Origin of the sequence: Galbibacter pacificus (genome assembly GCF_029603165.1) — a bacterium.
Taxonomy (GTDB): Bacteria; Bacteroidota; Bacteroidia; order Flavobacteriales; family Flavobacteriaceae; genus Galbibacter; species Galbibacter pacificus.
In genome coordinates this window covers 120,374-144,935 of sequence record NZ_JAQSVC010000004.1, presented here as the reverse complement: position 1 = coordinate 144,935, position 24,562 = coordinate 120,374, and the positions used below count along the sequence as shown (strand labels likewise).

Annotated in this window: 22 protein-coding genes and 1 tRNA gene; 15 read left to right on the top strand and 8 right to left on the bottom strand. The window is 37.6% G+C overall.

The genetic code is table 11. The features are described 5' to 3' along the window. The first annotated feature begins 4 nt into the window (after positions 1-4). The 4 genes from PSF86_RS12020 to PSF86_RS12005 all read left to right on the top strand — a co-directional run bounded on the left by PSF86_RS12020 (position 5) and on the right by PSF86_RS12005 (position 3,030). Positions 5-1,408 carry a M56 family metallopeptidase gene (locus PSF86_RS12020; protein WP_277900326.1) on the top strand — a complete coding sequence of 468 codons (1,404 nt, stop codon included), beginning with the start codon at positions 5-7 and terminating at the stop codon, positions 1,406-1,408. A 192-nt stretch (positions 1,409-1,600) separates the two neighbouring features. Further along, the gene (locus PSF86_RS12015) at positions 1,601-2,080 is read left to right on the top strand and encodes an energy transducer TonB (RefSeq protein ID WP_277900325.1); all 480 of its coding nucleotides are present in this window, start codon (positions 1,601-1,603) and stop codon (positions 2,078-2,080) included. A gap of 45 nt (positions 2,081-2,125) precedes the next feature. After that, on the top strand, positions 2,126-2,680 hold the full coding sequence (gene ruvC / locus PSF86_RS12010; RefSeq protein ID WP_277900324.1) for a crossover junction endodeoxyribonuclease RuvC: 555 nt from the start codon (positions 2,126-2,128) through the stop codon (positions 2,678-2,680). Continuing rightward, positions 2,677-3,030: a hypothetical protein gene (locus tag PSF86_RS12005; RefSeq protein ID WP_277900323.1), complete on the top strand. Its 354-nt coding sequence runs from the start codon at positions 2,677-2,679 to the stop codon at positions 3,028-3,030. The genes ruvC and PSF86_RS12005 overlap by 4 nt, the downstream gene beginning before the upstream one ends. A 13-nt stretch (positions 3,031-3,043) precedes the next feature. Here the strand turns inward: PSF86_RS12005 and PSF86_RS12000 are convergent, their stop codons facing one another. Continuing rightward, positions 3,044-3,538 (bottom strand): alpha-ketoglutarate decarboxylase, encoded by a 495-nt coding sequence (locus PSF86_RS12000; protein WP_277900572.1) that lies wholly within the window; start codon positions 3,536-3,538, stop codon positions 3,044-3,046. A 156-nt stretch (positions 3,539-3,694) separates the two neighbouring features. On the opposite strand from PSF86_RS12000, the gene PSF86_RS11995 reads away from it, so the two are divergent. Both PSF86_RS11995 and odhB read left to right on the top strand, forming a co-directional pair. Next, positions 3,695-6,508, top strand: a complete 2,814-nt coding sequence (locus tag PSF86_RS11995) for a 2-oxoglutarate dehydrogenase E1 component (RefSeq protein ID WP_277900322.1) — start codon at positions 3,695-3,697, stop codon at positions 6,506-6,508. A gap of 62 nt (positions 6,509-6,570) precedes the next feature. Further along, positions 6,571-7,815 (top strand): 2-oxoglutarate dehydrogenase complex dihydrolipoyllysine-residue succinyltransferase, encoded by a 1,245-nt coding sequence (gene odhB, locus PSF86_RS11990; RefSeq protein WP_277900321.1) that lies wholly within the window; start codon positions 6,571-6,573, stop codon positions 7,813-7,815. A gap of 602 nt (positions 7,816-8,417) precedes the next feature. Here odhB and PSF86_RS11985 read toward each other — a convergent pair. Genes PSF86_RS11985 through PSF86_RS11975 form a run of 3 tightly spaced genes read right to left on the bottom strand, consistent with a single transcriptional unit; the run spans position 8,418 to position 11,527 of the window. Then, positions 8,418-9,056 carry a response regulator gene (locus PSF86_RS11985; RefSeq protein ID WP_338424030.1) on the bottom strand — a complete coding sequence of 213 codons (639 nt, stop codon included), beginning with the start codon at positions 9,054-9,056 and terminating at the stop codon, positions 8,418-8,420. Beyond that, the gene (locus PSF86_RS11980; RefSeq protein WP_277900320.1) at positions 9,053-11,074 is read right to left on the bottom strand and encodes a tetratricopeptide repeat-containing sensor histidine kinase; all 2,022 of its coding nucleotides are present in this window, start codon (positions 11,072-11,074) and stop codon (positions 9,053-9,055) included. Before PSF86_RS11980 ends, PSF86_RS11985 begins: the two co-directional genes overlap by 4 nt. 12 nt (positions 11,075-11,086) lie before the next feature. Then, positions 11,087-11,527, bottom strand: a complete 441-nt coding sequence (locus PSF86_RS11975) for a retropepsin-like aspartic protease (protein WP_277900319.1) — start codon at positions 11,525-11,527, stop codon at positions 11,087-11,089. A gap of 53 nt (positions 11,528-11,580) precedes the next feature. On the opposite strand from PSF86_RS11975, the gene PSF86_RS11970 reads away from it, so the two are divergent. From PSF86_RS11970 to PSF86_RS11930, 9 genes are all read left to right on the top strand, one after another. After that, positions 11,581-12,348, top strand: a complete 768-nt coding sequence (locus tag PSF86_RS11970) for a TatD family hydrolase (protein ID WP_277900318.1) — start codon at positions 11,581-11,583, stop codon at positions 12,346-12,348. Between the two features lie 83 nt (positions 12,349-12,431). Continuing rightward, complete coding sequence (locus tag PSF86_RS11965; protein WP_277900317.1) at positions 12,432-13,571, top strand: 1-acyl-sn-glycerol-3-phosphate acyltransferase; 1,140 nt, start codon at positions 12,432-12,434, stop codon at positions 13,569-13,571. Continuing rightward, the gene (locus tag PSF86_RS11960; RefSeq protein ID WP_277900316.1) at positions 13,552-14,580 is read left to right on the top strand and encodes an asparaginase; all 1,029 of its coding nucleotides are present in this window, start codon (positions 13,552-13,554) and stop codon (positions 14,578-14,580) included. The genes PSF86_RS11965 and PSF86_RS11960 overlap by 20 nt, the downstream gene beginning before the upstream one ends. A 70-nt stretch (positions 14,581-14,650) precedes the next feature. After that, positions 14,651-14,738, top strand: a tRNA-Ser gene (locus PSF86_RS11955). Between the two features lie 76 nt (positions 14,739-14,814). Continuing rightward, the gene (locus tag PSF86_RS11950; protein ID WP_277900315.1) at positions 14,815-15,636 is read left to right on the top strand and encodes a MotA/TolQ/ExbB proton channel family protein; all 822 of its coding nucleotides are present in this window, start codon (positions 14,815-14,817) and stop codon (positions 15,634-15,636) included. 28 nt (positions 15,637-15,664) lie between these two features. Continuing rightward, positions 15,665-16,081, top strand: coding sequence for a hypothetical protein (locus PSF86_RS11945; RefSeq protein WP_277900314.1), 417 nt, complete (start codon positions 15,665-15,667; stop codon positions 16,079-16,081). Between the two features lie 16 nt (positions 16,082-16,097). Continuing rightward, entirely contained in the window at positions 16,098-16,718 is a 621-nt protein-coding gene (locus tag PSF86_RS11940; protein WP_277900313.1) for an ExbD/TolR family protein, read from the top strand. 21 nt (positions 16,719-16,739) lie between these two features. Next, positions 16,740-17,222 (top strand): ExbD/TolR family protein, encoded by a 483-nt coding sequence (locus tag PSF86_RS11935; RefSeq protein ID WP_277900312.1) that lies wholly within the window; start codon positions 16,740-16,742, stop codon positions 17,220-17,222. 170 nt (positions 17,223-17,392) lie between these two features. Next, positions 17,393-18,061: a porin family protein gene (locus tag PSF86_RS11930; RefSeq protein WP_277900570.1), complete on the top strand. Its 669-nt coding sequence runs from the start codon at positions 17,393-17,395 to the stop codon at positions 18,059-18,061. Here the strand turns inward: PSF86_RS11930 and PSF86_RS11925 are convergent. From PSF86_RS11925 to PSF86_RS11910, 4 genes are all read right to left on the bottom strand, one after another. Continuing rightward, positions 18,056-18,661: a hypothetical protein gene (locus PSF86_RS11925; protein WP_277900311.1), complete on the bottom strand. Its 606-nt coding sequence runs from the start codon at positions 18,659-18,661 to the stop codon at positions 18,056-18,058. The two genes, PSF86_RS11930 and PSF86_RS11925, sit on opposite strands and share 6 nt — an antisense overlap. Further along, positions 18,661-20,118, bottom strand: coding sequence for an RNA polymerase factor sigma-54 (gene rpoN / locus PSF86_RS11920; RefSeq protein ID WP_277900310.1), 1,458 nt, complete (start codon positions 20,116-20,118; stop codon positions 18,661-18,663). Before rpoN ends, PSF86_RS11925 begins: the two co-directional genes overlap by 1 nt. 93 nt (positions 20,119-20,211) lie before the next feature. Then, positions 20,212-21,645, bottom strand: coding sequence for an asparagine--tRNA ligase (gene asnS, locus PSF86_RS11915; RefSeq protein WP_277900309.1), 1,434 nt, complete (start codon positions 21,643-21,645; stop codon positions 20,212-20,214). Positions 21,646-22,144: 499 nt separating this feature from the next. Next, a complete protein-coding gene (locus PSF86_RS11910) occupies positions 22,145-24,544 on the bottom strand; it encodes an efflux RND transporter permease subunit (RefSeq protein ID WP_277900308.1) in 2,400 nt (799 codons plus the stop codon). Positions 24,545-24,562 lie beyond the last annotated feature (18 nt).

Below are 24,562 nucleotides of genomic sequence, written 5' to 3'. Positions count from 1 at the left end.
AAAAATGATGTTTTATATTGTACAAATTATTGCATTTCAATTGCTGTTTTTAGTGATATACGATTTCTTTTTAAAGAAGGAAACTTTTTTTAACTGGAACCGTTTTTACTTGCTGTTTACACCTTTGCTTTCCTTGGGGCTGCCTTTTATAAAATTGGAAAGTTTGCAAACCACTGCACCCGAAACTTTTGTGTTTCTATTGCCCGAAGTAACCGTAAGTGTACAAAAAATGGGAGAGGGAACCATGCAAAATACGGTTTTGCCCAATTGGGGCATATGGCAATGGTTGTTTTTGGCAGGATGTATTTTAAGCTTTATTTGGTTTGCCTATAAACTTATTCAGATTTTACATCTAAAAAGGAAAGGAACAATCCACTATTTTAAAAACTATACACGTGTTGAGGTTGAAAAAGAAAATACCGCATTTTCATTCTTTAAAAATATTTTCATAGGAAGTGCCATCCTTCAAAAAGAGCATACATATATTATTGAGCATGAGTTAATCCATATAAAAGAAAGGCATTCGTTGGATTTGCTGTTTTTCGAGTTGTTGCGCATAATTTTTTGGTTCAACCCACTGGTATATGTCTATCAAAACAGAATAACCGAGCTGCACGAGTTTATCGCCGATGCCAAGACGGTTAATAACAATAAAAAGGAGCATTACAAGCTGTTGTTGCAAGAAGCATTTCAAACAGAAAATATCTCCTTCATCAATCAATTTTTTAATCATTCATTAATCAAAAAACGAATCGTTATGTTACAAAAATCAAAATCAAAAAAAGTACTGCAACTCAAATATCTATTGTTGTTCCCAATGGTTTTGGGAATGTTGCTCTATACTTCATGCGAAAGGGAAGACCCAGCAATTGCAGAACAAAAAATGTCTATTGAAGACCAGGTGCAGGAACTGGAAGCTTCCTTGCAAGGGAATAGAGAAGCTTTAACTCCAGAGTTGAAAGAAAGGATATTGTCATTGACTAAAACAACCCCGGACGTTATCGAAGTTGTTGATGATGGCGAAGAAAGCAATAAAATTATTGAGGTAATAGGAGATGTGCCATATACCAAAATAGCCATAAAGCCTAGGTTTAAAGACTGTAGTGGCATACCCGAGAACCAACAATTCGATTGTTTTAAACAACAGATAGACAAGCACGTACGCACTGCGTTTAAGTATCCTGAAGAGGCACGAGCCAATAAAGAGCAAGGACGCGTGTATATAAACTTTAGAATAAACACCGATGGTTCCGTGACTGTAATAAATCATAGAGGGCCAACCAAAGCATTATCGGAAGAGGCCATTCGTATTATAGAAGCCCTGCCAACATTTATTCCGGGCAAAGACGCCAACGGAAAAGCAGTTCCGGTAAGTTTTGCCTATCCCATTGTTTTTAAGTTGAATTAGTATAAAATGAGGGTTTTTTTGACATGCCAGTTTATATGGAAAGCCGGGGATTGTGTCCCGGCTTTTTCTATTTTAATGTCAATTATATGTAATCTACTTTAATTAACCTTTTTCAAAATAAAAAACAGTAATACAGCTATTTTATTCCTATTTACTTTAAAAAATTGTAATTTTCGATTTTAAAGTATTTTCATGCAGAAGTATTGGGGATTTCTTATATGCTTAATGTTGGTTTCTTGCGATTTTTTTACATCGCAAAAAGAAGCCAAAGACGAAATTTTAAAAAGAGAGCGTAAAGAGATTAACTGGAACGATGTTGACAAGTACCCGCTTTTTGATAAATGCGACGAAACTGCTCCCAGAGACCAACAACGATTGTGTTTCCAAGAAACGTTTACGCTTCATTTTTTAAAAACACTTCAGCAAAAACACTTGGTGGTACATAAAAATCTGAACGATACCATTCGGGTTGAACTGCTTATTGGAAAAGAGGGCAATGTAACCATACTCAACATTAAAAAAAACAAAAAAGTAGCCAAGGAAATCCCTGAAATAGATACTTTAATTGCATATAGCGTAGAAACCTTGCCAAAAGTATACCCGGCATTGAAACGAAATATCCCGGTAAACATAAAAATTCGGTTTCCCATTATTTTAAAGGTTGAAGAATAAGCCGGGAAATTACATACTTTTGAATTTCAATACAAATAAAGAGACTTGGCTAAAGAAAGAATTATATTAGGGATAGACCCCGGAACCACGATTATGGGTTTTGGATTGATAAAGTGCGCCGGCCAAAAAATGCAGTTGTTGCAGTTGGACGAGCTGATTTTAAAAAAATATACCGACCATTACTTAAAGCTTCAAAAAATATTCGAGCACACTATTGGGGTCATAGAAGCTCATCACCCCGATGAAATTGCCATTGAAGCTCCTTTTTTTGGCAAAAATGTACAGTCCATGCTTAAATTAGGGCGGGCACAAGGCGTTGCAATGGCAGCAGGCTTGTCCAGGCAAATACCTATTACCGAATATTCCCCGAAAAAAATAAAAATGGCCATAACCGGTAACGGGAATGCCAGTAAAGAACAGGTGGCAAAAATGCTGCAAAGTTTGCTTGCCTTAAAGCAATTGCCCAAAAACCTCGATGCAACCGATGGTCTGGCGGCGGCTGTTTGCCATTTTTACAACAGCGGTAAGGTTACACTTGGGAAAAGTTATTCGGGATGGGAGTCTTTTGTAAAACAAAACGAATCAAGGGTAAAGAAATGAAGATGACTTTTGAAAACAGTGGCGAATTATTAATAAAGGCTTCAGAAGAAAACCTGTATCAAAATTTAATTATTCAGCTAAACAAAGATTTAAAGTTTGCCAATCTCGATGATGAATTTGAGGTGTCCATTCCTGCCGAAAAATTAAAAAGGGATTTGCATGAGCTTGTTTTTTTATTGATTAACGAAAAATTTGCCGATTACTTAAACCTGCTCTACATTATCGATGTTCCCGAAACCAAAGTAAAGGCACTGGATGGCAACAACGTGGTGAAATTATCAGAAGATGTAGCCTTTCTCATTTTAAAAAGGGAATGGGAAAAGGTTTGGTTTAAAAAGAAATACAGCTAGATGCCAACTTCATTTAAAAATAAAACATAACAAAAGGCATAAACGCACTTGCATAAATACTTTTATCGTCATCATAAAGTACATCATACCGAACGCCCATGGTTACGGGCCCGGTATTGTAGCCAGCGCCCAAAAACAAGGCAGGGTACCAATAATCTTCGGTGATGCTTCCGCCCCCAATAACGTCATAATCCCTATTTACCCGTAATTGTTCAAATTCGGCCGAGAGCTGTATTTCCCTAATTGGGTTAAACAGTGCAATGGCGCTTGCGCCATATACAAAAGCATTGTAATATTCGGCATCCGTATAGGTAAAATCAAGTCCGATACCGGTTGCAAATTGCGGGGTAACCTGATAAATGGCACTGGGCGAAATGGAGCCGCTAAAAAAATCGTCGCCAAAACTTATCCCTAATCCGCCACCAAAGCGTACACGTTGCCAAAAATCTGATTGATTGTAATTTTGATTCATTTGCTGTGCCGATGCAGAATGCGTAATTCCTAACACGAAAACCAATAAAGTATATTTTTTGAAACAAGAGTTGTTATAAATATGCATATCAATAATTTTTATCTTATAAATATATTAAAACGATGTATCAATTTTCTCAAATATTGTATTTTTGTATAAATTTTGTCTGAGAAGAGACAGTGAAAAGATAACATGGATAAATATTCCTTTTTAAATGCGGCCAATACCGCTTTTTTTGCGGACTTATACGATCAATATTTAATTAACCCCGACAGTGTTGAACCAACTTGGAGAGCTTTTTTTCAAGGGTTCGACTTCGGGATGGAAAATGTGGCAGGTGATGGCGCTGCTGCCATAACCGAAAACGGAACGGTAAGTATAGAAGTTCCTGCAACCGGGGAAAAACTAGAAGTTTCTCAGGATGTATACAAGGAATTTCAGGTAATCCGTTTAATAGACGGTTACAGGAGCAGGGGACACTTGTTTACAAAAACAAACCCTGTTAGGGAGCGACGTAAATATTCCCCAACCTTGGCCATAGAGAATTTCGGTTTGGAAAAAGCCGATCTCCAAACAGTTTTTAATGCCGGGGAAATCCTTGGCTTAGGGCCAGCAAAGCTACAAGTGATTATAGATCACCTGGAGGCTATTTATTGCGATGCCGTTGGGATTGAATATATGTACATTAGAAATCCTGAGCGTAAGCAATGGATCCAGGATTGGTTAAACGTAAACGACAACCATCCCCAATATAGTGCAGACGAAAAGAAAAATATTCTTAGAAAACTTAACGAAGCCATTTCTTTTGAAAACTTCTTGCATACCAAATATGTAGGGCAAAAACGTTTCTCATTGGAAGGAAACGAGTCGTTGATTCCAGCATTGGACAAGCTTGTTGAAAAAGCAGCCGATATGGGCGTTCAGCAATTTGTTATGGGAATGGCCCACCGTGGGAGGCTAAATGTACTAACCAATATTTTTGGAAAATCGGCCAAAGATATTTTTAGCGAATTTGACGGAAAGGATTACGAGCAGGCAATTTTTGATGGGGATGTAAAATACCATTTAGGCTGGACAAGCGACCGGAAAACCAGCGGTGGCAAAAAAATTAATATGAATATTGCCCCAAACCCTTCTCACCTAGAAACCGTAGGTGCAGTTGTAGAAGGAATAACCAGGGCAAAGCAAGACAGGCATTATAAAGACGATTTTGCCAAAGTATTGCCAATTGTGGTGCATGGAGATGCTGCCATTGCAGGGCAGGGAATAGCCTACGAAGTAGTGCAAATGGCTCTGTTGGACGGTTACGGTACCGGAGGCACAATACATATTGTTGTAAACAACCAAATAGGGTTTACCACCAATTATCTGGATGCAAGATCTTCTACCTATTGTACCGATGTTGGTAAAGTAACCTTGTCGCCGGTATTGCACGTAAATGCTGATGATGCCGAGGCTGTGGTGCATGCGGCTACTTTTGCTTTGGATTTTAGAATGAAGTTTGGAAGGGACGTTTTTATCGACCTTCTGGGATATAGAAAATATGGGCACAACGAAGGGGACGAACCCCGTTTTACCCAGCCAAAACTCTACAAGGCCATTGCAAAGCATAAAAACCCACGTGATATTTATGCCGAAAAATTAATGGCCGAAGGGGTCATAGACAAATCTTATGTAAAAAAACTCGAAGACGATTACAAGGCTTCTTTGGAAGAAAAGCTTGAAGACTCGCGCAAAGAAGACAAAACCATCATAACGCCGTTCATGAAGGACGAATGGAAAGGGTTTAACCCATGCCAGGAAGACAAAATGATGGAAGTTGTAGATACCACCTATCCAAAAGATAAATTAACGCAAATAGCAGACTCGATTACCAATCTTCCAAAGGATAAAAAATTCATGCGTAAAATCGAAAAACTGGTCAAGGAACGTAATAAAATGTTCTTTGAAACCGATAAGCTGGATTGGGCCATGGGAGAATTATTAGCCTACGGAACACTTTTAGAAGAAGGATTTGCCGTGCGCATGTCCGGGCAAGATGTAGAAAGGGGGACTTTCTCACACCGCCATGCGGTAATAAAGGTTGAAGAATCTGAAGAAGAAATCGTGCTGTTGAACGAATTGAAAGAAAATCAAAACGCACATTTTGATGTCTATAACTCCTTACTATCAGAATATGGTGTTGTTGGCTTCGACTATGGTTATGCCATGGCCAGCCCAAATACATTAACTATTTGGGAAGCACAGTTTGGTGATTTTAGCAATGGCGCCCAAATAATGACAGACCAGTATATTTCTGCGGCCGAAGACAAATGGAAGCTTCAAAACGGATTGGTAATGTTGCTTCCGCACGGATACGAAGGGCAGGGTGCAGAACATTCCTCAGCTAGAATGGAACGCTATTTACAGCTGTGTGCAAAAGACAACATGTTTGTGGCAGATGTTACCACGCCGGCAAACTTATTTCATTTGTTCAGAAAGCAAATGAAAGCCGACTATAGAAAGCCACTAATTGTTTTTACTCCAAAAAGCCTTTTAAGGCACCCCAAAGTAGTTTCTTCAGTAGACGAACTTGCAAATGGCAGTTTCCAGACCGTAATAGACGATGCCGATGCCGATGCCAAAAAAATAAAAAGCCTTGTATTCTGTACAGGGAAATTTTATTACGATTTGCTTGCCGCTAAAGAAGAAAAAGGAAAAGACGATGTGGCCTTGGTAAGATTGGAGCAGCTTTTCCCTATACCAACCAAACGGATGCGGGAAATTATAGATAAATACAGCAATGCCGAGGAAGTGGTTTGGGCTCAGGAAGAGCCTAGGAACATGGGGGCATGGAGCCACCTTTTGTTGCATATGGAAGAAGCAAGGACTTTTAGGGTGGCCTCTAGGCGTTTTTATGCTGCCCCGGCAGCCGGAAGTGCTACCAGATCTAAGCGTAGGCATGAGCAGGTTATTGAATATGTTTTTGATAAAACGAAAGACAATATGGAACGAAACGCTAATTAGCACTATATTTATAATTGAGAATTAAGGATAAGACAAAAAATATAAAACTAAATTAAAGCACAATGGTTTTAGAAATGAAAGTTCCCTCTCCCGGGGAATCGATTACAGAAGTAGAAATAGCAGAATGGCTGGTGGAAGATGGCGATTATGTTGAAAAAGATCAGGCAATTGCCGAAGTAGATTCAGATAAAGCTACACTAGAATTGCCGGCCGAGGCAAGTGGAATAATTACGCTTAAAGCCGAAGAAGGAGATGCAGTAGCCGTTGGTGAAGTTGTTTGTTTGATAGATACTTCTGCTGAAAAACCGGCTGGAGGCGATGGTGAAACCAAAGAAGCGCCTAAAGAAGAGGAAAAATCTACAGAAGCCCCTAAGAAAGAAGAGAAAGCTGAACCAAAAACCGAGAAAGCACCTAAGAAAAAAGAAACATACGCTACCGGAACCGCAAGCCCGGCCGCTAAAAAAATGTTGGCTGAAAAGGGGATTGATCCAAAAGAGGTAAAAGGCACAGGAAAAGATGGGCGTATTACCAAAGAAGATGCCGTAAAGGCCACTCCTTCCATGGGAACCCCGGGTCCAGGGAACCGAGGTTCGGAACGTAAAAAACTTTCCATGCTTCGCCGTAAGGTAGCAGAGCGTTTGGTTTCGGTAAAAAATGAAACTGCCATGCTTACTACTTTTAACGAAGCAGACATGAGTCCGATATTTAAATTGAGGGATCAATATAAAGAAGACTTTAAATCTAAGCACGGTGTAGGTCTTGGGTTTATGAGTTTCTTTACAAAGGCCGTTGTTAGGGCATTGAAGATGTATCCTGCCGTAAATTCCATGATAGACGGAAAAGAAATGGTAAGCTATGATTTTTGCGACATCAGTATAGCCGTATCGGGACCAAAAGGATTAATGGTGCCGGTGGTAAGAAATGCCGAAAATTTAAGTTTTAGGGGAATCGAGGCAGAAATTAAACGTTTGGCAATAAGAGCAAGAGAAGGCGAAATTACTGTAGATGAAATGACCGGAGGTACATTTACCATTACTAATGGCGGTGTATTTGGGTCAATGTTGTCTACGCCTATAATCAACCCGCCACAAAGTGCAATTTTAGGAATGCACAACATTGTGGAACGCCCAATTGTAAGAGACGGTGGCATTGCCATTGCGCCAATAATGTACGTGGCATTGTCTTACGATCACAGAATTATCGACGGAAAAGAATCGGTAGGATTTTTAGTGGCAGTAAAAGAAGCCCTTGAAAACCCAACAGAATTATTAATGGATGAGAATGTTAAAAAAGCGCTAGAGCTTTAAAATAAAAAACAAACATACATTTATAAAACCTAGAACGCCCTCCTGAAATTCAGAGAGGGCATTCTTTTTTGGCTTTAGTTGGCTAATATTTGAAAGGAATCTAAATCGATAAAACCAAAAAGATGTTAAGAAGAAATGTAATTACTGCCAAAGCAACAATTGCAGAAGCAAGTAATATGTCGTTGTTGTTTTTGATAATTTTAAAGTTGGCTGTCGTCTTCATAATCAATTTCGCTTTAATTGGTTGATGTAAAAGTCTGATAATTTTAGGCGTATTTCAACAGGGAATTCCCCCTTTTTTTATAGGGTTAACCCGTAACAACCCATTTCTACAATACAAACAAGGTGTAAATATTAAGTGTCAAGGCTGCTACTATTAAGAAAAGAGCTACGGCAAAAAATAAAATAGGGATTTTCTTTTGAAAATAAATTGGCATCATTACTTTTAGTTTTGGTTGGTTTAACGATGCGTAAAATTATACCCTATTTACAAGATAGGGAATACGTAGTAACTCGTATTTTACAATTGAACCATTTTGTCAGTTTTCGAGGATGCATTAATATAGGGAACAGTGCATGGAAGAAGGTATCAATTAAAAAAATCATTTTAAAAGTATATCTTGATGGTCTTTTGCCCAAAGTAACAAAGCATTTGTTTTATGCGATACACCTAGTTTAGTAATAATATTGCTTCGGTGCTTCTCTACGGTCCTTATGGAAATAAAAAGGATTTCGGCAATTTCTTTGTTTGTTTTTTCTTTAGCGATTAGTCGTAGTATTTTTCTTTCGGAAGGAGTTATTGCCTGCAATATTTCTTCGTTTTCAAACTTGCCTTTATTTATTTGGTCCATGATGGCAGGGCTGAAATATTGCTCGTCTTGCATAACTTTTTCGAGGCATATCTTTATTTCTTCAATGGCATATTCCTTTAAAATATATCCGTTTACATTTAAATCTTTAGCCTGAATAATAAGTTGAGGTTCTTTGTGGAGTGTTATTAAAATTATTTTTGCACCTATTTTGTTGTTCCTACAGGCCAAGGCAATTTCCAGGCCACTCATTTTTGGCATTTCTATGTCCAAAATGGCAATGTCGGGTTGGTATTTAATAATAAGGTTATATGCCGAGTTTCCATCTTGCGCGCTTGCGAGAACATTAAATTTCCCTTCAACAAGAAAATCATGCAGCCCTTTAAGCAGCAATGGATGGTCGTCGGCAATAATAATTGAAGGGTTTATCATACCAATGGAATTACATAAGAAAAAGTTGTCCCTTTGTCTTTTTCTGAATCTACCTTCATGGTGCCTTTTAAAAACTTGGTCCGTTCCCGTAGGGTTTTGAGGCCCAAGGACTCAAAATCGTTATATTTTTCGGCAAAATCAAACCCTTTACCATGGTCTTTTATAACTACCAAGATGCTTTTTGGTCTTTTTAAGACAGAGACTTTGGCAGCTTCGGTCCCGGCATGCTTTACAATATTGGATAAGGTTTCCTGTATAATTCTATACAAATGAAGCTCCTGTTCTTGTGTAAGTATATTGGAAATGTCGTCAACATCCGAAGTGATAAAAATATTGGTATTTTCGTCTATGTCTTTCACGGTATTTTTTATGGCTTTTGTTATACCGAGCTTTTCCAGTTGAAAAGGATGCAAGGCCCTGGAAATAGATCGCACTTCTTCTATGGCATTGTTAAACATGGTTTTGGTGTTCTCGTCGGCGTTTAAGGCCACCTTGTTTTTTATAAGCAGCAAGCTTTGCCCTACACCATCGTGTAGGTCTTTGGAAATACGCTCGCGTTCCTGTTCTTGAGAAAGCAATAAACGCCTGCTGAAATCTTCCTGCTGTTCTTTGGATTTTTTATGGTGCTGTCTATTTCTATAAAGAAAAACGCATGCAAAAAGGAGGCTAATGCCGGCAATAGAAAAGCCAAATAGTCTTTTTTTAGCCTGATTGTCTTTTTCCAGAGAAGTAATCGCAGCGTTTTTTTCAACAATTTGTTTCTCCTTTTTTTCGGTTTCATAAAGTGTTTGGTAGTAAGTAAGCGCATTGGTTTTTTGCACATTGAACAGGGAATCTTCAAGAAAGTTGTATTCTTTGTAGGCATTGTAGGATGCATTTGTATTTCCTGCTTTTTCATATAAGCCGGATAACTGTTGTTTTAAAACTACCAAATCGTCATAGTTTTTGCCTTCTTCGGTGTATTTAATTACTTCTTGTAAAAGGGCAATTGCTTCTGTGTATTTTTTCTGGCTTTCTAGAATGGAAACTCTTGCTTTTTTATAATGATTGACTAATTGCACTTCATTCTCGAAGTCTTTTTTCTTATTGGCTATGTGCTCATAATGTTGGTAAGCTTTTTCATATTCATTTTCTTTTACATACATCCGGGTGAGAGAAGTCTCAATAAAAATGGCACAGTAAAGATCGTTGTTGTTCATCTCGATATTTACTTTTTCGGCTTCCAGTAAGGTTTCTTCTTGTTTTTTTATGTCTCCAAGTTCTTGGTAATGGCTGGCCTTGTTATACAAAGATGCAACGGCTGCGTTCCCTTTGTTGTGTTTTTTTGCGTAGGCTATTACTTCATCTTCAATTGTTTGTGCCTTATCATAAAACTTATTCATGCCATAAACAACGGCAATGCCACTTTTAGCATGTATCACATAATCATAATCGCCTAAGGCTTCATAATAAGAAGCTGCGGTTTTATAGTCGTTAATGGCTTCAAGGAATTCACCTTGGTACGATTCTGCTTGCGCCCGGAACAAGTAAGAATCGGCAATATATACAGAGTCGTGAATGCCAAATTTAGAAATGGCCGTGGTGTAGTTTTCTTTAGCCCTTTTAAAATCCACATCGTAATAAGCACCGCCTTTTTTTAGGTAAATGCTGCCAATTAAAGAAGAATCTGTTATTTGCCCCTCATATTCTTGGGCTTTATTGATAATGGCCAGCGCTTGGTTTTTGTTGTTTTGTATGTTGTTTACATAATAAAATACTTGAACAGATTTATCTATTAACTCCGTGTAGGCTTTCATTTCTTCGGCCAGGGCAATGTATTCTTTGGAATATTCAACAAATTTATCGGGGTAGGTATCCCTGTCAATTTTAGACACAACAGAGTCCAAGTATTGCAATTTTATGGAATTGCTTTTGGTGGTGTCTGCAATTTTTAAAAACCCGGCAATATTTTCCTGTGCGGTAATGGGTATTGCAAAACATATAAGCGCTAACTTAATGAGGTATTTTAATATTTTCAAAGTGGTTGGTTTTTAACACTTTAAAAATAGGTTTTTCTTGTTATAATCTATCACTGCCTTTGCTTTTTTTAGAACATCTGCACCAATTATTCCATGAACGGGCAGGGCATCGTGTATGGTTAAAGCCGAATTTACGTGCGTGAGGTCGAATAAAACAATCTTTACCCTCTTTTTGGACCATGAACCTATTTTGATGGTATTTTTCTTTGAAACCTGGGTAAGCATATTGGTGGCGCCCGCTCCGGCAGCTTTTATTTCAGAATCTTCTGTTTCGAGGTTAAAATGCCCAATACAATCAAATCCAATGCACGTATTAGAAGCCCCCGTGTCGAGGATGAATCTTCCGGTCACGCCATTTATGCTGGCAACGACTTCAAAGTGATTTGTTTTTGTTAAGGTAAGCGGGGCTTTTGTATATCCCTTTTCCGAAAGGAATTTTTTAAGGCTTTGCATGATCTCTTTCTGTTTTATGCAAAGATAGCCGTTTAAACCATTATTTTTGCCGTATGATTTTAACAGACACACATACACATTTATATAGCGAAGCTTTTAACGAAGACCGGGACGAAATGATAAAAAGGGCCATGGAAGCCCAAGTGAAACGGTTCTTTGTTCCTGCCATAGATTCTACTTATACCGAAGCCATGTTGCAACTGGAGGCTAAGTACCCCGAAAATGTTTTTTTAATGACGGGCTTGCACCCAACCCATGTAAAGGATAACTTTAAGGAAGAATTAAACCATGTGGAAGAAATGCTTGCCAAAAGAAAGTTTTATGCGGTCGGGGAAATAGGAGTGGACCTTTATTGGGACAAAACATATTTAAAGGAACAGCAACAGGCATTTAAGCATCAAATAAAACTGGCAAAAAAATACAGACTGCCCATTGTTATTCATTGCCGTGATGCTTTTGATGAAGTTTTTGAAGTGCTGGAAAGCGAAAAAGGAGAAGGTCTTTTTGGTATCTTTCACTGCTTTACCGGAACATTGGAGCAGGCCAAAAAAGCAATTTCGTATAATATGAAGCTGGGAATTGGAGGCGTGGCAACATTTAAAAATGGGAAAATAGATAAATTTTTAGAACAAATAGACATTTCGAACATTGTTTTAGAAACCGACGCCCCCTATTTGGCACCAGTCCCATACCGTGGCAAGCGTAATGAAAGTTTGTACCTAACAGAAGTAGCCGGTAAATTAGCAGCTATCTATGGGTTGCCATTAAATGATATTGGAAGAATCACCACAGAGAACTCTAAAGAGGTGTTTGGGGTGTAACCATGCTTTTAAGCATGTAGCCCCAATATTTTTGGAACTATATGTAGGATAAGTTGTTTTTACCATTTAACCATTAATTATACGTGATAACTCTAGACCATATACGGCCATACCACGACTCGGAAGTAAACCAAGCGCTCCTTGATTATATGGAGCACCCAATGATCATGGCAATGCTACAATTTACCTTTCCTCAAAAAAGCATGGAAGAAATTGTAACGATTGTTAAAAGTTGCCGTTCAATCAGGGATTTTCAAACCAAAATTATTTACAACAGTGTAAGGATGGTATTGGACAAAAGCTCGGAGGGGTTGACAACTTCCGGTTTTGAGAAGCTTCAGACAGATGAATCCTATCTTTTTATTTCCAATCATAGAGACATTATATTAGATACTTCTTTGTTGAATGTGGCCTTGTACGACCATAATTTGGTCATGACGGCATCGGCTATTGGGGATAATTTGGTGAAAAAGCCCTTTTTAATGGCCTTGTCCAAGCTTAACAGGAGTTTTTTAATTATGCGCAATCTTCCGCCAAGGGAAATGCTCGGTACCTCCAAGTTGGTTTCAGAATACATACAAAAATTATTGCTGAAAGAAAACCGTTCCGTTTGGATAGCGCAAAGGGAAGGGCGCACAAAAGACGGCAATGATAAAACCCAACAAGGGGTGTTAAAAATGCTGGCTTTGGCAAATGATGAAACCGAACAGATGGATTATTTTAAAAAGCTAAAAATAGTCCCGGTTTCCATTTCATACGAATTCGACCCTACCGATGTATTGAAAATGCCAGAATTAATGGCAAAACACCATGATATTGAATATGTAAAATCGAGCAACGAGGATTTTAACAGCATATTAAAAGGAGCTACCGGAAAAAAGAAAAGAATTCATGTTTCGGCAGGAAAAGTTATTTCAAACGAATTGGATATCATAAAAAACAGTGGAGAACAGGCCAATGGGCAGCTCCAAATGCTGGCAGAATTACTGGATAAAGCAATTCATAAAAATTATAAACTGTGGCCTTCCAATTACTTGGCGTATGATATGCTGCACAACACCCAGGCATTTAAAAAGAAATATACAATTAAAGAAAAACGGCAATTCGAGCGGCGTATCAAACGGCGTGTAGAGGCAAACAACAAAGTGGCGTTGCATAATTTTTTAAAAATGTATGCCACGCCGGTTACCAATTGCTTAAATTATGACGAAGAACAAATCTAACATACTGCTTATTTATACAGGGGGGACCATTGGGATGGTCAAGGATTTTGAAACCGGCGCGTTGCATGCCTTTAATTTTGACGAACTGCTGAAGCGTATTCCGGAGCTTTCACAATTAGACTGTAGCATCAATACCATTTCTTTTGAAGAGCCCATGGACTCATCAAACATGAACCCGGCCTTTTGGGTCCAGATTGTAGAAATCATTGAACAAAATTACGAAGCCTACGATGGCTTTGTCGTACTGCATGGCAGCGATACCATGAGCTATACGGCATCTGCCTTGAGCTTCATGCTCGAAAATCTTGCCAAGCCCGTGATATTTACGGGGTCTCAACTTCCCATAGGCCATTTAAGAACCGATGCAAAGGAAAACTTAATTACGTCTATAGAAATAGCGGCACTAAAAAAAAACGGAAAACCCGTAATTCAAGAAGTAGGCCTGTACTTTGAGTATAAATTGTATCGTGCCAATAGAACTACCAAAATAAACGCAGAGCACTTTCAGGCATTTACGTCGCTAAATTACCCTCCATTGGCAGAAAGTGGCGTACATTTAAAAGTGAACCATGAATATTTGTTGAAGCCCACACGCCGAAAATTCAAGGCATATAAAAAAATGGATGTCAATATCGCATTAATTAAATTGTTCCCGGGAATTACAGAAGAGGTGTTGCAATGCCTTTTGATGAACCCAGGCACAAAAGCCATTATATTGGAAACTTATGGAGCTGGAAATGCCCCTACCGAAAAATGGTTTGAAAATTTAATAAAACGGGCAATAGATTCGGAAAAAATAATTATAAATGTTACACAATGTTCGGGCGGAAGTGTCATTATGGGGCGTTACGAAACGAGTTCTCACCTAAAAAAAGTAGGTGTAATTAGCGGAAAAGACATAACTACAGAAGCCGCTCTAACAAAATTAATGCATTTACTTGGCAATAAAATTCAACGTAAAGTGTTCAAAACCATATATGAAACGTCTTTGAGAGGTGAAATGGACTAAAATTAACTACATAAATTTTAACAACTAAAAAAAAATTCGTTATTTGGCGTCCTAAAGCTATTGAAAATACAGAGAGGTGGCCGAGCGGTCGAAGGCGCACGCCTGGAAAGTGTGTATACGTCAAAAGCGTATCGAGGGTTCGAATCCCTTCCTCTCTGCTGTAGTTTTTAATGTTTAATAACATTTTTTTTTTATCTTTAACCCTATTAACGAACAAATTTAAGTTTAGAAGAAATGAAAAGATTATTCTCTATTCTAGCGATTGCTGGATTATTGGCTTTTAATGCAACAACTGCCAACGCTAAGGAATTAACTCCTGCTGTATCTGATCAGATTTCAGAAATTGTTGCTATCGATGATGCTGCTACGGCATTTGTACAAGACGAAGCAGAAGCAGACGCAGCAGCGCCTGCCGAAGAAAGCTCAAAAGGTTTTCAACAAGTCCTTAAGGAAAAATTCATCCAAGGGGGTGCTGGCTTTATGGGTATTGTACTATTATGTTTAATATTAGGACTTGCAGTAGCAATTGAAAGAATTATATTCTTGAATATGGCTACCACAAACACTAAAAAGCTTACGCAACAAGTAGAAGATGCTTTAGCATCTGGTGGAGTAGAAGCTGCAAAAGAAGTTTGTAGAAATACAAGAGGTCCTATTGCATCAATTTATTATCAAGGATTGGACAGAGTTGACGAAGGTGTTGATGCTGCCGAAAAAGCTGTTGTAGCTTATGGTGGTGTGCAAATGGGTCAGTTAGAGAAAAACGTTTCTTGGTTGTCTTTATTTATTGCGGTTGCTCCAATGTTAGGATTCATGGGTACGGTAATCGGGATGATTCAGGCATTCGAAAAAATTAGTGCTGCCGGAGGGTTAGACGCTTCATTGATTGCAGGTGATATTCAGGTAGCGTTATTAACAACGGTATTCGGTCTTATCGTGGCTATTATACTTCAAATTTTCTATAACTATATTATCGCAAAAATCGATAGTATTGTAAACAGCATGGAAGATGCTTCTATCATCTTGGTAGATATGTTGGTAGACCACAAAAAATAATAAGCACTAAATTTAGAATTAATTAGATATGTATAAAATAGCTAAAATAATAGCAATAATACTTGGCGTTATCGGATTAGTGCTTTGGGTTCTAATAGCACGGTCAGATGATAACGGAAGTTATATTGACGTAATGTTGAACTTGGGTATTGGTCTTACTATAATTGCAGCTGTAATCACATTACTGTTCTCAATTGTAGGATTGGCTTCTGATACTGATAAATTAAAGAAATCTTTAATTTCAATTGCAGTATTTGCCTTGGTATTGATTGTAAGTTACTTTTTGGCCACTGGAACCGACGTCGACCTTCAAAAAATGGCCGATAGGGGCATTCAAGTAACCGAAGGGACCGTGAAAACCGTTGGAGCTGGTTTGATATCGTTTTATATATTAACGGTATTGGCTATTCTTGCAATGATTATAGGCGGATTTAAGAAACAATAAATAAAAAAGATATAGTATGGCAAGAAGAGGAGCACCACCTGAGGTTAATGCAGGTTCAATGGCAGACATCGCTTTCCTACTCCTGATCTTTTTCTTGGTAACAACAACCATAGAAACAGATGCAGGGCTAGACCGTAAATTGCCACCAATAGAGCCGCCTGAAAACCCTCCAATTATTAAGCAAAAGAACATCTTTACGGTTGTTGTTAATAAAAACAACCAACTACTTGTAGAAGATGAAGTAATGGAGCTTAAAAATCTTAGGGAGGCTGCTAAGGAGTTTTTAGATAACGGGGCCGGTACTGGAGAAAAAGGAGAACCTTGCGATTATTGCCAAGGATCAAAAAATCCTGAATCTTCCGATCACCCAAATAAAGCTATTATTTCCTTGCAGAACGATAGATTGACAGAGTATGGAACTTATATAGCAGTACAGAACGAATTGGTAGCTGCATATAACGAACTAAGAAACAGAGAAGCGCAACGATTGTTTAATAGAGACTTCACAGAAATGAACAATACATATCTGGACCCTAAAACACCAGATAATGTAAAAGATGATTTGAAGCCTAAAATCGAGCGTATACAAGAGATGTACCCTCAAAAATTATCTGAGGCAGAACCAAAAAATAACTAATTAAATTTAGTAAAAGTTATTATGGCAAAATTCACAAAGAAAAAGAAAGGGGATTTACCTGCGGTATCAACCGCGTCATTGCCGGATATCGTTTTCATGTTATTGTTCTTTTTCATGACGGTAACCACAATGAAAGATAGTTCCCTAATGATTAAAAATGAATTGCCTTATGCCGATCAAGTTCAAAAACTTGATAAAAAAGATAGGGTGATTTACATCTATGCCGGAAAACCTAGTCCGCGTTACCAAGACAAATATGGAACTGCTGCAAAAATTCAATTAAACGATAAATTTGCAGATGTTTCTGAGGTAGCCAACTATGTACTGGCAGAAAGGGCTTCAAAACGTGAGGAGTTACAAAATGTACTTACCACTGCCTTGAAAGTCGACAACGAAACCAATATGGGGCTCGTGTCTGATATAAAGCAAGAGTTAAGAAAAGTCAATGCACTTAAAATTAACTATACAACCAGAAATGGTAATGCTTTTCAAAACTTGAAATAAAATACATTTCAGTTAAACTTATATTTAAAAAACGCTTTCTTTTATGGAAAGCGTTTTTTATTTATCCTATGAATAAATAACGTTTTATTTCAGTAATTTTAATCCATTGTTATCTTCCAATCATTAAAAGAAATATAAAATTGTTAAAACGGTATGTCTTTTTTTTGTTAATGCTTGTTTGCAGTTCTATAACTGCTCAACAAGATTCATTGGTCGTGGTTGAAGCCGATGAGAAATATTTTGAAGATCAATTTTATTTTGGCATCAATTATAATATTTTGGTAAGTGCGCCACACGATATCAGCCAAAATAGTTTCTCTTATGGTATTATTGGTGGATTTATAAAAGATTTTCCCATTAACAAGCGCAGAAATATAGGCTTTGGTCTTGGGGCCGGATTGTCTTTTAACGCTGTTTACAGCGATTTAATGGCTACAAAAAATGCAAACGGAACCATAGCTTATCAAGAAGTTCCGGACACCATAGATTACAACAGGAACAAACTTTCCATGAATTTTGTCGAATTCCCTATAGAATTCCGTTGGCGGTCTTCAAAAGCCGAAGATTATCGATTTTGGCGGGTTTATGCTGGGTTTAAATTATCTTATTTGTTTACCGGGCGCTCTAAGTTTGTAACGAGCGATGAACGTATTGTTTTTTCAAACAAGGATATCAGGGACCTTCAATATGGGATTTACCTAAGTTTTGGCTACAATACTTGGAATTTTTATGCTCAATACGATTTAACCAGTATTTTCGAAGATAACGTTTATACGGTAGATGGAGAGCCAATAGCACCTAGAACGCTTAAGGCGGGCCTTATTTTTTATATTTTATAGCCAATAGTTAAATAATATAAATTGGGGCAGTGTACCTATAAAAACTCCTGCTATTACTTCACTGGGGTTATGCGACTTTAAATAAAGCCTGGCAGTGGCAACACTTCCAATACTAAGAATTAACAAGGCAAGGCCAAAGGTTATATTAATCTCGTAATGAAAGGAGAGTCCCAATACAAAAGTCGTCAAGCCGCTAATCCCCATCATGTGCATACTGGCCTTAAAATTAAAATAAACCATTATTAGGCAGCTTATAAGGGCGCCAAGAATACCAACAAAATAGTAATACAGTTCGGTGGAATAAGAAGCCGGGGTTATTTTTATTAAGGTAATATAAATAAGGATAATACAAATATACAATGGAATTTTGCGTTCCTTGGGATTCGTCATTTTACTATTGGTTACCCAGCCCAGGTTTTTTAGCAGTAAGAAAAATATAAAGGGGATAATAACCGTAATGATAAAAATTGCCAAAAGGATCAGTTTTTTTGCTTCTGGAGAATTGTACTTTGGGGAAAGTAAAAAATACAAAAACGTTCCCGCCAATGGGATAAAGACAGGGTTAAAGATATAACTGATTAATTTTGAAAATACACGCATTAAATTTCTTTTCTTAGACGTGCTACCGGGATGTTTAATTGCTCTCTATACTTTGCTACAGTTCTTCGGGCAATAGGGTATCCTTTTTCTTTTAAAATGGAGGCAAGCTTATCGTCGGTTAGGGGTTTTCTTTTTTCTTCTTTGGTTATTACGGTTTCCAGGATTTTCTTTATCTCGCGGGTAGATACGTCTTCTCCTTCTTCGTTCTTCATGGACTCCGAAAAAAATTCTTTTATCAGTTTTGTGCCATACGGGGTATCAACATATTTGCTGTTGGCAACCCTGGATACGGTAGATACGTCCATGCCAATAGTATCGGCAATATCTTTTAATATCATTGGTTTCAACTTACGTTCGTCACCGGTTAAAAAATATTCTTCCTGATAATGCATTATGCAGTTCATGGTTACAAACAATGTTTCCTGACGTTGTTTTATGGCTTCTATAAACCATTTGGCGGCATCCAGTTTTTGTTTAATAAACATAACGGCATCTTTTTGCGATTTGGACTTGTTTTTACTGTCCTTATAGCCCTTTAGCATATTGTTGTACTCCCTGGACACATGTAAATCCGGGGCATTTCGTCCGTTTAGGGACAGTTCCAGTTCGCCATCTGTAATTTTTATGGTGAAATCAGGAACAACATGCTCTACGATCCGGTTGTTCCCTGAATAGGAACCGCCCGGTTTTGGGTTCAGGCGTTCTATTTCATGGATGGCATCCCTTAATTCTTCTTCGGTAATTCCGTGCTTCTGGATCAGTTTTGTGTAATGTTTTTTAGTAAACTGTTCAAAAGAGCGGTCCAAAATATCGATGGCAAGTTCTATGCTTGGGGTAGGGTCTTTACTTTGCAGTTGAATAAGGAGGCATTCTTGCAAATTTCGGGCACAAACCCCGGATGGGTCGAGCTGCTGGACAAGCTCAAGTACTTTTTCTACTTGGCTTTCGTCTGTAAAAACATTTTGGGTAAAGGCAAGGTCGTCTACAATATCCGAAATATCCCTGCGGATGTAGCCGCTTTCGTCTACGCTTCCCACTAAAAATTCTGCAATATCCCGTTCGTTGTCGTTTAACCTGAATGTATTTAACTGGTTCAGTAGGTATTGATGAAAAGATGTGCCTGCTGCATAGGGCACGGTTTTCTCTTCATCATCGCTGCTGTAATTATTGGATTGTAAACGGTATTCAGGAATTTCGTCATCACTTAAGTATTCATCAACATTAATATCTTCAGCATTAATAGAATCACTGTCGTAATCTTCTTCCATCGAATTATCAATGTCATCATTGTTAAAGTCACTTTCTTCCTTTCCGCTTTCGAGCGCAGGGTTTTCTTCAAGCTCTTGTTTTAAGCGTTGCTCAAATGCCTGTGTTGGCAACTGAATCAATTTCATTAACTGAATCTGTTGCGGCGATAACTTTTGTGATAATTTAAATTGTAATTGCTGTTTAAGCATATGCTCTTGTAACCTTTATATAAAAATAAAAAAACTAGCCTTATGAATAGGTGTTCATGAGCTAGTTTTATTACTATATAGTGTTAATATATTCTAAAATTCGGCATTTTGGGGTGTTCTCGGGAATGGAATTACGTCCCGAATGTTTGTCATTCCGGTTGTAAAGAGCACCAAACGTTCAAATCCTAGACCAAAACCACTGTGAGTTGCAGTCCCGAATTTTCTTAAATCAAGGTACCACCAAAGCTCTTTTTCGTCTATGCCCATTGCCTTTATTTTTTCCTTGAGCACGTCGTAACGTTCTTCTCTTTGTGCCCCGCCAACAATTTCCCCAATTCCCGGGAAAAGTATATCCATGGCCCTTACGGTTTTTCCGTCATCGTTAAGGCGCATGTAGAAAGCTTTGATTTTGGCAGGATAGTCAAACAATATCACTGGGGCTTTAAAGTGTTTTTCTACCAAATAGCGTTCGTGTTCACTTTGTAGGTCGGCGCCCCATTCTTTAATTGTGTAACTGAATTTTTTCTTTTTATTGGGTTTTGAGTTCTTTAATATTTCAATGGCCTCGGTGTAACTTACCCGTTTAAAATTGTTTTCTAAAACAAAGCGAAGCTTGTCCGTAAGTTTCATTTCGCTTCTTTCGGCTTGTGGCTTTGTTTTTTCTTCCTGCAACAATCTTTGTTCTAAAAACTCAAGGTCGTCTTTGCAATTATCCAGAGCGTACCCCACCACATATTTTATAAAGTCTTCGGCAAGGTCCATGTTTCCGTCGAGGTCCAGAAAAGCTACTTCGGGTTCGATCATCCAAAATTCTGCCAAGTGCCTTGAGGTGTTTGAGTTTTCGGCCCTAAAAGTTGGTCCAAAAGTATATATTTTTCCAAGACCCATGGCATAGGCTTCGCCTTCAAGCTGGCCCGAAACGGTTAAATTGGTCTCTTTGCCAAAGAAATCTTCTTTGTAATCAATTTCGTTTTTATCATTTAAGGGAGGTTTTTTTGCGTCCAAGGTAGTTACCCTGAACATCTCTCCAGCACCTTCAGCATCCGATCCGGTAATTATAGGTGTATTTACATAATAAAAACCATTTTGCTGAAAATATTGGTGTACGGCAAACGATAAAGCTGAACGTACACGCATAACAGCACTAAAAGTACTGGTGCGAACACGCAAATGTGCTTTCTCCCTTAAAAACTCCAATGAGTGTTTTTTAGGCTGAATGGGATATTCTTCAGGGTTGGCAATCCCCAGTATTTCAATGTCCTGAACTTGTATTTCTACGCGCTGGCCTTTTCCCTGGCTTTCTATCAAAGTCCCACTAATGGTAACTGCAGCTCCTGTGTTGATTTGCTTTAAAACATTTTCAGGCGTGTTTTCAAAATCGACTACGCATTGTATATTGTTAATTGTGGAGCCATCGTTTAAAGCAATAAACCGATTGCTCCTAAAGGTACGTATCCATCCTTTTACTTTAACTTCTTGAAGGAGTTTTTCTCCGGTTAACAGTTCTTTTATAGTATTTGATTTCATTATAGGTAACTTCAATAAGTGAGGGCACAAAGATAAAATTTTAAAGCTACTTTTGTAACTAGTCGATAATCTTTAAATGAAATTATAAGAAGATGCTTTTGTTTTACTTAAAAAAATCATAAATTTAATGTGAGAATTTACGTAAGGATAAATAAAAATTCGTACATTTAACATATAAGAAAAAATATTAAGTTTTTTTTTAGATAATAAAAAAGGGGAAAAACACCCGTAATTATATAGAAAATACAGCTTATCTTTGTAAGAGAAATAGGAACTTCGCCTTTATAGGAACTAAAAATATTTAAAAATGTAGGTTTGGGGGAACCTTAAAGTCTGTCTGAAAAACTTGTTTTTTCGGCAGACTTTTTTTATTTCCAAGATTTTTATTTCAAAAATAATACATGCAGGCTTTTTATGGCCAATAGCTATCATGTAGAGAAGGCCTAGTATAAGCGATGTTTAATTTTTGTAGGTTTTAAAAATTCCCGATGAATCCTTTTTATAGGGTTTCTTGTTCTTTCCCACTTTTTGGAAGGACATCTATATTTGGCTTTTTCAATACTTTTTTATTAGCAATATTACGTTCTAGAGCCAATAAGAGTGCCGGTAACAAAATTAAATTAGAGAGCATTGCAATTAGTAAGGTAAAAGATACCAAGCCTCCTAATGCTTTGGTGCCACCAAAGCTACTGAGCATGAACACAGAGAAGCCAAAGAACAAAACAATGGAAGTATAAAACATGCTCACACCGGTTTCTCTTAGTGAGTTGTATACAGATTTACGTATGTGCCAATGATTTTTAGTAAGTTCTTGTCTGTATTTTGCAAGAAAATGTATGGTGTCGTCAACAGAAATCCCGAAAGCCACGCTGAAAACCAAAATTGTGGAAGGTTTAATGGGGATGCCTAAAAAGCCCATCATTCCCGCAGTAATAATCAGTGGAAGAATATTTGGAATCAATGAGACTACAATCATTTTAAAAGACCGGAACATATATGCCATAAACAGTGATATTAAAAATATGGCCAATGCTAGGGACATCACCAGGTTTTTTACCAAATATTTGGTTCCTTTCATAAAAACCAAGGCTTTCCCCGTTAGGGTTACATTGTAACGGCCGGGCGGGAGTTCTTTATTTATCTTCTTCCACAAGTCGCTTTCAATCCCTTCCATTTTATCAGTGCCTATATCTTTCATGAAAGTAGTTATGCGCGCTATTTGCCCGGTAGAATCTACAAAACTTTTAAGTAAATCAGAATTATTTGCAGACCCTTTGGCATAGGAAAGGATAAAGGTATTTTCTTGATTGTTGGGCAGTTGATAATAATTAGGGTTCCCATTGTAATATGCCTGTTTGGAGTATTTAACCAGGTTTGTAATTGAAATGGGGTCTGAAAGTTCTGGAATTTCTTTAATTAGCTCTTCAAGTTCTTCCATTCTGCGAAGGGTCGAGAGCTTCATTACGCCGTTTTTTCTTTTGGTGTCAACCATAATTTCAACTGGCAATATCCCATCAAATTCTTTTTCAAAAAAACGGATATCATCAAAAAAGGCGGCGCTTTTGGGCATGTCTTCTATGAGGCTTCCCGATATCCTTATTTGGTAAATTCCTATAATACTTCCAATCATGGCAAATAAGGCAACTATAAAAACCGCTATTCTGTGGTTTCTTACCGTGTTTTCCATCCAACCGACAAATGTCCCGATCCATTTTTTATTTAAATGTTTAAGGTGCTTTGTTTTTGGCAAAGGCATGAAACTGTATATAGTTGGGATTATTAATAAAGACAGTACAAAAATTGCAAAAATGTTTATAGAGGCAACAATACCAAATTCCTTTAATAGTTTACTTTCTGTAATTATAAAAGTTGCAAAACCTGCCGCGGTTGTTATGTTGGTCATTAAAGTGGCGTTTCCAACATTTGATATAACGCGTTGCAATGATTTTGCCTGATTGCCATGTTTTTGTACTTCCTGTTGATATTTATTGATAAGAAAAATACAATTGGGGATACCAATTACAATAATCAACGGTGGAATTAATGCTGTTAGTACGGTTATTTCGTAATGAAGCAAACCAAGAATGCCGAACGCCCACATAACGCCAATAATAACAACGATCATTGAAATAAATGTTGCCCTGAACGACCTAAAGAAGAAAAAGAATATCAATGAAGTTACGCCAAGGGCTGCCCCAATAAACATGCTTATTTCGTCAATAATGCTTTGAGAATTTAACGTTCGTATATAAGGCATTCCGGAAACCCTGACATCGAGCCCTGTTTTTGCTTCAAAATCGTTTATAAGTGGAATAAAATCGTTTAAAACAAAATCTTTCCTTACGCTGGTATTAACAATTTCCTTGTCAAGATAAATGGCGCTTCTAATGGTATGGGTCTCTTTGTTGTACAATAAACTTTGGTAAAAGGGAAGCTTTAAAAATATTTCGTCTTTAATGCTATCTACTTCTGCCTTTGTTTTTAATTTACCTTTATTAATAAGGGGGGTGAGCTCAAACTTGTGCGTTGCTTCATTTTTGACAATTTTTTGCAAATTATCGGTAGATACCACAAGGCTTACCTCTGGTTTTGCCTGTAGTTGTTTACTAAGCTTGTTCCAGGCATTAAAATTGTCGGGGGTAAATAAATTAGGATCCTTAATGGCAATAACAATAAGGTTGCCTTCTTCGCCAAAAGTTTTAAGGAACTTATTGTATTCAATATTAATGGGGTGATGATCGGGCAATAAATTGGCCTCGGTAAAGGTAAAACGCATATTTTTCCATTGCATGGCAAGAAAAACCGTAACTCCAAGCAGCATTATTAGAATTAATATGCGATTGCGTAGAATGATTCTAGCGGTTTTCTTCCAAAAGCCTTTGCCGATCTTGTTTTTCATTTAAATAAATTTCCGTGC

What these genes read in the sequence shown, in the direction of transcription:
- PSF86_RS12020 (WP_277900326.1), top strand. Translation starts at nt 5, where the DNA reads ATGATGTTTTATATTGTACAAATTATTGCATTTCAATTGCTGTTTTTA.
- PSF86_RS12015 (WP_277900325.1), top strand. Translation starts at nt 1,601, where the DNA reads ATGCAGAAGTATTGGGGATTTCTTATATGCTTAATGTTGGTTTCTTGC.
- PSF86_RS12005 (WP_277900323.1), top strand. Translation starts at nt 2,677, where the DNA reads ATGAAGATGACTTTTGAAAACAGTGGCGAATTATTAATAAAGGCTTCA.
- PSF86_RS11995 (WP_277900322.1), top strand. Translation starts at nt 3,695, where the DNA reads ATGGATAAATATTCCTTTTTAAATGCGGCCAATACCGCTTTTTTTGCG.
- odhB (WP_277900321.1), top strand. Translation starts at nt 6,571, where the DNA reads ATGGTTTTAGAAATGAAAGTTCCCTCTCCCGGGGAATCGATTACAGAA.
- PSF86_RS11985 (WP_338424030.1), bottom strand. Translation starts at nt 9,056, where the DNA reads ATGATAAACCCTTCAATTATTATTGCCGACGACCATCCATTGCTGCTT.
- PSF86_RS11975 (WP_277900319.1), bottom strand. Translation starts at nt 11,527, where the DNA reads ATGCAAAGCCTTAAAAAATTCCTTTCGGAAAAGGGATATACAAAAGCC.
- PSF86_RS11970 (WP_277900318.1), top strand. Translation starts at nt 11,581, where the DNA reads ATGATTTTAACAGACACACATACACATTTATATAGCGAAGCTTTTAAC.
- PSF86_RS11960 (WP_277900316.1), top strand. Translation starts at nt 13,552, where the DNA reads ATGACGAAGAACAAATCTAACATACTGCTTATTTATACAGGGGGGACC.
- PSF86_RS11950 (WP_277900315.1), top strand. Translation starts at nt 14,815, where the DNA reads ATGAAAAGATTATTCTCTATTCTAGCGATTGCTGGATTATTGGCTTTT.
- PSF86_RS11945 (WP_277900314.1), top strand. Translation starts at nt 15,665, where the DNA reads ATGTATAAAATAGCTAAAATAATAGCAATAATACTTGGCGTTATCGGA.
- PSF86_RS11940 (WP_277900313.1), top strand. Translation starts at nt 16,098, where the DNA reads ATGGCAAGAAGAGGAGCACCACCTGAGGTTAATGCAGGTTCAATGGCA.
- PSF86_RS11935 (WP_277900312.1), top strand. Translation starts at nt 16,740, where the DNA reads ATGGCAAAATTCACAAAGAAAAAGAAAGGGGATTTACCTGCGGTATCA.
- PSF86_RS11930 (WP_277900570.1), top strand. Translation starts at nt 17,393, where the DNA reads ATGCTTGTTTGCAGTTCTATAACTGCTCAACAAGATTCATTGGTCGTG.
- PSF86_RS11925 (WP_277900311.1), bottom strand. Translation starts at nt 18,661, where the DNA reads ATGCGTGTATTTTCAAAATTAATCAGTTATATCTTTAACCCTGTCTTT.
- rpoN (WP_277900310.1), bottom strand. Translation starts at nt 20,118, where the DNA reads ATGCTTAAACAGCAATTACAATTTAAATTATCACAAAAGTTATCGCCG.
- asnS (WP_277900309.1), bottom strand. Translation starts at nt 21,645, where the DNA reads ATGAAATCAAATACTATAAAAGAACTGTTAACCGGAGAAAAACTCCTT.
- PSF86_RS11910 (WP_277900308.1), bottom strand. Translation starts at nt 24,544, where the DNA reads ATGAAAAACAAGATCGGCAAAGGCTTTTGGAAGAAAACCGCTAGAATC.